Source organism: Terriglobales bacterium (genome assembly GCA_035567895.1).
In the GTDB taxonomy this organism is placed as follows: domain Bacteria; phylum Acidobacteriota; class Terriglobia; order Terriglobales; family Acidobacteriaceae; genus Gp1-AA112.
This window is the reverse complement of record DATMPC010000085.1, coordinates 222,562-228,561: the sequence shown is the minus strand read 5'-3', so window position 1 is coordinate 228,561 and position 6,000 is coordinate 222,562. Positions and strand designations below refer to the sequence as shown.

5 protein-coding genes are annotated in these 6,000 nt (G+C 56.1%); 4 read left to right on the top strand and 1 reads right to left on the bottom strand.

All coding sequences use genetic code 11. The features are described 5' to 3' along the window. On the bottom strand, positions 1–315 hold a 315-nt coding region (locus VNX88_18065; GenBank protein ID HWY70578.1), incomplete at its 3' end, for an alpha/beta fold hydrolase. Between the two features lie 139 nt (positions 316–454). On the opposite strand from VNX88_18065, the gene VNX88_18060 reads away from it, so the two are divergent. The 4 genes from VNX88_18060 (at position 455) to VNX88_18045 (ending at position 4,623) form a co-directional block, all read left to right on the top strand. Next, a complete protein-coding gene (locus tag VNX88_18060; protein HWY70577.1) occupies positions 455–1,393 on the top strand; it encodes a LysR substrate-binding domain-containing protein in 939 nt (312 codons plus the stop codon). A gap of 121 nt (positions 1,394–1,514) precedes the next feature. Then, positions 1,515–2,444 carry an NADP-dependent oxidoreductase gene (locus tag VNX88_18055; GenBank protein HWY70576.1) on the top strand — a complete coding sequence of 310 codons (930 nt, stop codon included), beginning with the start codon at positions 1,515–1,517 and terminating at the stop codon, positions 2,442–2,444. A gap of 108 nt (positions 2,445–2,552) precedes the next feature. Beyond that, on the top strand, positions 2,553–4,130 hold the full coding sequence (locus VNX88_18050) for a tannase/feruloyl esterase family alpha/beta hydrolase (protein HWY70575.1): 1,578 nt from the start codon (positions 2,553–2,555) through the stop codon (positions 4,128–4,130). A 115-nt stretch (positions 4,131–4,245) separates the two neighbouring features. Beyond that, entirely contained in the window at positions 4,246–4,623 is a 378-nt protein-coding gene (locus VNX88_18045) for a transposase (GenBank protein ID HWY70574.1), read from the top strand. Positions 4,624–6,000 lie beyond the last annotated feature (1,377 nt).

Below are 6,000 nucleotides of genomic sequence, written 5' to 3'. Positions count from 1 at the left end.
CTCTTGCAGACTTTGTGTTGTCTCGTCGGCATCCGGGGCAAACGCCGCGACGTAGACAAGCGCTGCAACTCGTGGGTCAGTTCCGGCCGCCGTGATGACCGAGCCACCGTAGGAATGACCGACTAAGATCGCGGGGCTGCTTACACGGCCCAAGGTTCTCTTCACGCAATCTACATCGCCGGCGTGTGAATCGAGTCCGTGCTGAGAAGCGATCACTTCAAATCCTTCCTTCTGGAGAGTCGGGATCAGTTTGCCGAAGCATGAGCCGTCAGCCCATAGACCGTGAACAAAAACAATGCTGGGTTTGCGTTGCAAGAAGATAGAAACCTCCTGAGTTTAATTGGGACAACAACTAACGTTATCCGCCGTTCTATACGATGGGCCCGACTCGCACTGGTTAACAAATACTTTGTGTGATAGAGATATGCCTTGAAAGCATGGGTGGAGTTTTTCAATGGAACTTCGTCATTTGCGCTATTTCATTGCAGTCGCCGAGGAGGGCAGCCTCACGAATGCCGCCGGCCGGCGCCTGCACACCGCCCAGCCATCGCTAAGCCGACAGATTCGCGATCTCGAATTGGAGATCGGGGTAAAGCTGTTGGAGCGCAAGGCCCGTGGCATTGCGCTCAATGCGGCCGGGCGGGTATTTCTCGATCATGCACGGCTGGCGTTGATGCAGATCGAAGTGGCCTGCGAAGCTGCACGTAGTACAGAACGGCCCGAGAAGCCAGGGTTTGTCATTGGCTTTTTGCTGGGACAGGAAGCGATCTGGCTGTCAGAGTCGCTGCGCATTTTGCGCGAGGAGGCGCCCGACGTCGAGATTACGCTCATGACGAAGTCTTCACCTGAGCTCGCGGATGGGCTGATGCAAGGCAAGATCGACGTGGCCCTGCTGCGACGCGAAGCGCACACCGCAGGCCTGGCTTTTAAGTTCCTGACTAAGGAGCCTTTGATTGCGATACTGCCTACTCGCCACCGCCTAGCCCGGCACAGGGCAGTGCGGCCGCAGGATCTCGCACGCGAGAGTTTCATCAGCACAGCGCGAGTCGCGCCCGTCCTCCGAACCGTGATCGATGACTATGCGGCGAAGGAAGGAATCACACTGAAGCAGAACTACGACGCCGAAACTTTATCCGGTGGAATGTCGTTGGTGGCATCCACCGGCGGTTTCACCCTGCTTCCACTCTATGTGCGAAATGCTCTGATCCCGTCGGTCGTCGCTCGTCCCTTGCGCGGCGAGGTCCCGACCATCGGCCTGATGATGGGCTATAACAAGTCGAACACTTCTCCGCTGCTCAAACGTTTTCTGCTTCGCGCTGATGAACTAGTCAACTGTGTTTCTCAGGGAGGGGCTTACTCCCACAGCTTGGACGACCAAAAGGGGACGGCCTGATCCGCCCTATTTTTTGAGCGCTCAAAACGAATGACGCAGTTCAGGCTATTCCGTATTTTCCCAGGTCGATCTTGGGGCGCCCCTGCACCTGGCTGGACTTAACGTTTGAACGAGGTGTTTTATGAAGGCGATGCAAGTAAACAGTGCAAAGCAGGGGCCGGTGCTCGTCCCTGCGGAACTGCCGACACCAGAACCTGCCGCAGGAGAGATATTGGTTCAGGTTCATGCTGCTGGTGTGACTCCGAGCGAACTGCTTTGGTATCCCACGACTCATACGGAATCAGGAACAGCGCGCGCGGACGCGGTGCCGGGGCATGAATTCTCGGGAGTCGTCGCAGCTCGTGGCAAAGATGTGCGGGAGTTCGAAATCGGAGACGAGGTTTATGGCATGAACGACTGGTTCGCTCCTGGAGCCACTGCCGAGTTCTGCATTACTCTGCCCCAGAACATCGCGCGGAAGCCTTCCACCTTGACTCACGAAGCTGCCGCTTCTGTGCCTATAGGAGCCTTGACGGCATGGCAAGGACTGATAGATCGCGCAAGGATACAGCCGGGGGAGCGTGTATTAGTGCATGGAGGCGCAGGCGCAGTGGGTCTGTACGCCGTGCAATTGGCACACCGCCATGGCGCTCATGTGATCGCTACCGTCTCCGCTCATGACGTTGATTTCGTTAAGCGCCTTGGAGCGGACGAGGCCATCGACTACAAGGCTTCCCGTTTTGAAAACGAGGTTCGCGATGTGGATGTAGTCTTCGACGCCGTTGGCGGCGACGCACTGGAGCGGTCATGGGGTGTCCTGAGGCCCGGTGGACGCATGATCACGATTGCGGCAGACAGCGAGTCTACGGCCGACCAGCGAGTGAAGAACGCTTTCTTCATCGTTGAACCGAATCAACGGCAGCTGGTTGAGATCGCGAGGCAACTTGAGGCTGGACATCTCGAAGCATTCGTCAAAGCAGCCGTTCCATGGGATGAGGCTTCGCCCGCGTACAGTGGAGGCCTCAAGGATAGAAGCGCATACGGGAAGATCGTCATCTCCATTGCCGCCTAACCTCGGTTTGATTTGTCCACGCCACACTTTGTCGGATTTCGTGGACGCCATGGCCGGCCTGGATGTAGCGTTGCTCAGCTCGGCCCGCGCTGCGGCATAATGCCATGCATGCAAAAACCGACAGCGGTACTGTGGCTGGTTCTGTTATCAGCTGCGGCGTATCCGGAAGCACCTTCTTGCGAGAAACTTGCTGCGCTGAAACTGCCGCAGGCGAACGTCGCTTCTGCGGAGGTGGTAGCTGCCGGCGCCTTTCCTGTTCCGGCTAACCTGCCTCCGTACCTCGCCGGAGCTGAGTCTCTTTTCAAGTCGCTTCCGGCATTTTGCCGGGTGAAGGCAGAGGCGCATCCCAGCGCCGATTCAAATATCAAAGTCGAAATCTGGATGCCGGTCAGCGGATGGAGCGGAAAGTTTCAGGGACAAGGAAACGGCGGCTTCGCCGGACAGATGGACTATCGCGGCATGGCGACGGCGCTCAGCCGCGGATATGCGACCGCCGCCACTGACACTGGACACTCCGGAAATGCGACCGACGCGACCTGGGCGCTCGGACATCCGGAGAAGATCGTGGACTTCGGTTATCGCGGAATCCACGAAATGACTCGGCTCGCCAAGACTACGATCAAAGCGTTCTACCGCAGCGATCCGAAGTATTCCTATTTTGCGAGCTGCTCGAACGGCGGCCGGCAGGCTTTGATGGAAGCGCAACGTTTCCCCGAAGACTATGACGGAATCCTCGCTGGGGCTCCGGCAAATTACTGGACGCATCTTCTGGTCAGCGGGCTGTGGAACGCGCAGGCGACTACGCAGGATCCGGCCAGTTACATACCTTCATCGAAACTGCCCGCAATTGCCTCTGCTGTGAACCAGGCCTGCGACCGGCAGGATGGAGTGGCCGATGGAATCTTGAACGATCCGCGGCAGTGCCATTTTGATCCTGCGGTGCTGACTTGCACAGAGAGTGAGAGCAACAAGTGTCTGACCGCCGCGCAGGTTACTGCGCTGAAGAAGCTCTACCAGGGCCCGCACGACAATAATGGCCAGATCTTTCCCGGATTCCCGCCGGGAGCCGAAGAAGGCGAGGGCGGATGGTCAACGTGGATCACCGGTTCCGCTCCGGGACGCGCTTTGCTCTTCTTCTTCGCCAATGGCTATTTCTCGAACATGATCTATAACAAAGCCGATTGGGACTATAAGACCGCGGATCTTAGTCAGGCCACCAAGGCGTCCGACGAGCAGGGCGCCAAGAATCTGAATGCCACCGATCCTGATCTCGAACGGTTGAAGAACCGACGCGGCAAGCTGATCATCTACCACGGCTGGAACGATCCCGCGATCTCTGCAATCAACTCTATCGATTACTACAATCAGGTCGTCAAGAAGATGGGAGCACAGAACGCAGACTCATTCCTGCGCTTATACATGGTGCCGGGAATGCAGCACTGCGGCGGCGGCCCGCGAGCATCCTTGTTCAGCGCCCGCGATGTTCAGCTCGCGCTCGAAGATTGGGTGGAGAAGGGCGTCGCTCCGTCCAGGGTGGTTGCGACGACCAACTCTGCCGCCCCGGCTTCCACCAATGATGCGCGTATGACGCGGCCACTATGTCCGTATCCGCAAGCCGCGAAGTACAAAGGCACTGGCGATCCAAAACGGGCAGAGAGTTTCGACTGCGCTGCCGGAGCGAACTGAAGGCCTGGTGGGTGCCGATAGCCGCCATCTGGCCGGTTTCAGGGAAGGGCATCGGCTTTAGCCGTGCCGTTGGGAAGTAGTAAAGTATTTCGGCTTTAGCCGCTGAGGTGAGCCGATGAGCAAACCGAACCGCCTGGAGTCTGTTGTTGGCGAGCAAACATATTTCATCACGTCCGCCACAGACGGTAGAGAACGTTACTTTATCTATCCGAAGTACACGGAATTATTCATCGACTCGCTTTACCGCTATCGGGAGCAGAACAACTATCACCTCCACGCTTTTGTGGTTATGCCCGAACATTTCCATCTGTTGATTACTCCTGCAGGCATCACCATTGAGAAGGCACTGCAGTTCATCAAAGGGGGATATTCATTTCGGGCTAAGAAGGAGTTGAACCGGAACTTCGATATCTGGCAGCGCGGTTTCACGGACAGGCGAGTTCGTATTGGGGAATATGAAGGGTTCAAAACCTATATCGAGGAAAATCGGTAGTATCCTAAAGCTGCGTTGATGCCGTTGCAAGCGGTTGCCGGATACATCGCAGTTTGCGCGTGACTCCCGCGATGGAAGCTGGTATTACCGATCACATATGGAGTCTTAGGGAGTTGTTGGCATGATGGTGTTTGAGGCGCTCGGGTGGATTGCCATAGTGGTCAGTCCGATTGCCGTGTTCTTCGTGGCGCGGTGGCTCAAGAACGGATCAAAACGTTCATCAACGCAGCTTTAGGACACTACCGGAAAATCCGGTCAAAGCTGGGTTGGCGAAACGAGCGGAGGATTATCCGTATGGGTCCGCATCCGGCAAATACGAACTCGATGCTCCACCCGCTCGGCTGCTTACCTCAGCGGCTAAAGCCGGCTGCGGAAAAATGCTGTGGAATTTCGAAGGATTGTCATCCTGAGCCTGTTTTGGCGAAGGATCTCCCGCGATATTTCAGACTTGATTGCGGCAGACATGGCTCTTTCACAAAAATGCGGGTTTTCGGCCAAAATGCCGCGCAACTGCAAATACGTTCGACGCATTCCGGGAGATCCTTCGCCCAAAGAAGGGGCTCAGGATGACAATCTTGGGGACGTCAGTCGACTCCACGTCATCCACAGCATTTGTTCGCAGCCTGTAAAGCCGGATCTTCTTAATTCTTCATGACGGCACGGCTGAAGCCGATGCCCTTCCCTGGACGGGTGGCCGGCTGATCGGCGCTCATGTCATCCGCGCGCTCGCGAGCGGAGCGGCCATTCCTCAGCACCGAACGTAGTTCGGTGATACCACGAATCGAGATTGCGAGTCAACGAAAATTTCATTTTGGAACTCACGCCGCTGGGGTAGAGTGCTCGTCCGCAATCATCGGACGCTGGCGCGAGCAACGGATTGCAAATTTCATAATTCACTGCTTATTCACTGTTATTCACTGTTCTTTGCCGGAAGTAAAAATCGCAAATTTCGATAATCTCTGACGCCGCAGGAGGTTGCGCGGAACTGTCCGTTGCTCGCCGGCGTTTTCAGAAAAAAGTCACTGTTAGATTCGCTGATAAATTCGCTGTTCCGTGAACACCAGTGAATTAAGACTGGTTCCAGCTGAGTCCGTTGCTCTCCGCATGCACGTCGTTAGGGGTAGTTTGGAATTGGCGTAGAAAAAGAATGGGGCACCGGGCAGTTATGCCGGCAGGCGGATCATGCATGGTATTTCGTAATTAATTCAGTCAATGCGGCGTCCGACTCTTTTTTCCGACCAAGCGCGTAGTACGCCATCGGATACAGAGCCGGGTGGCACCCCCCTTTTCGGATCAGACGTTTGTTGTCTGGGTTGGCGGGAATCAAACCGCGGGTGCCATAATGGAAAGCAAGCAACCGAAGTCAGGACGAAAGGG

Bases quoted from the DNA above. Each gene is read 5' to 3' on its own strand.
- VNX88_18060 (HWY70577.1), top strand. From the start codon at position 455: ATGGAACTTCGTCATTTGCGCTATTTCATTGCAGTCGCCGAGGAGGGC.
- VNX88_18055 (HWY70576.1), top strand. From the start codon at position 1,515: ATGAAGGCGATGCAAGTAAACAGTGCAAAGCAGGGGCCGGTGCTCGTC.
- VNX88_18050 (HWY70575.1), top strand. From the start codon at position 2,553: ATGCAAAAACCGACAGCGGTACTGTGGCTGGTTCTGTTATCAGCTGCG.
- VNX88_18045 (HWY70574.1), top strand. From the start codon at position 4,246: ATGAGCAAACCGAACCGCCTGGAGTCTGTTGTTGGCGAGCAAACATAT.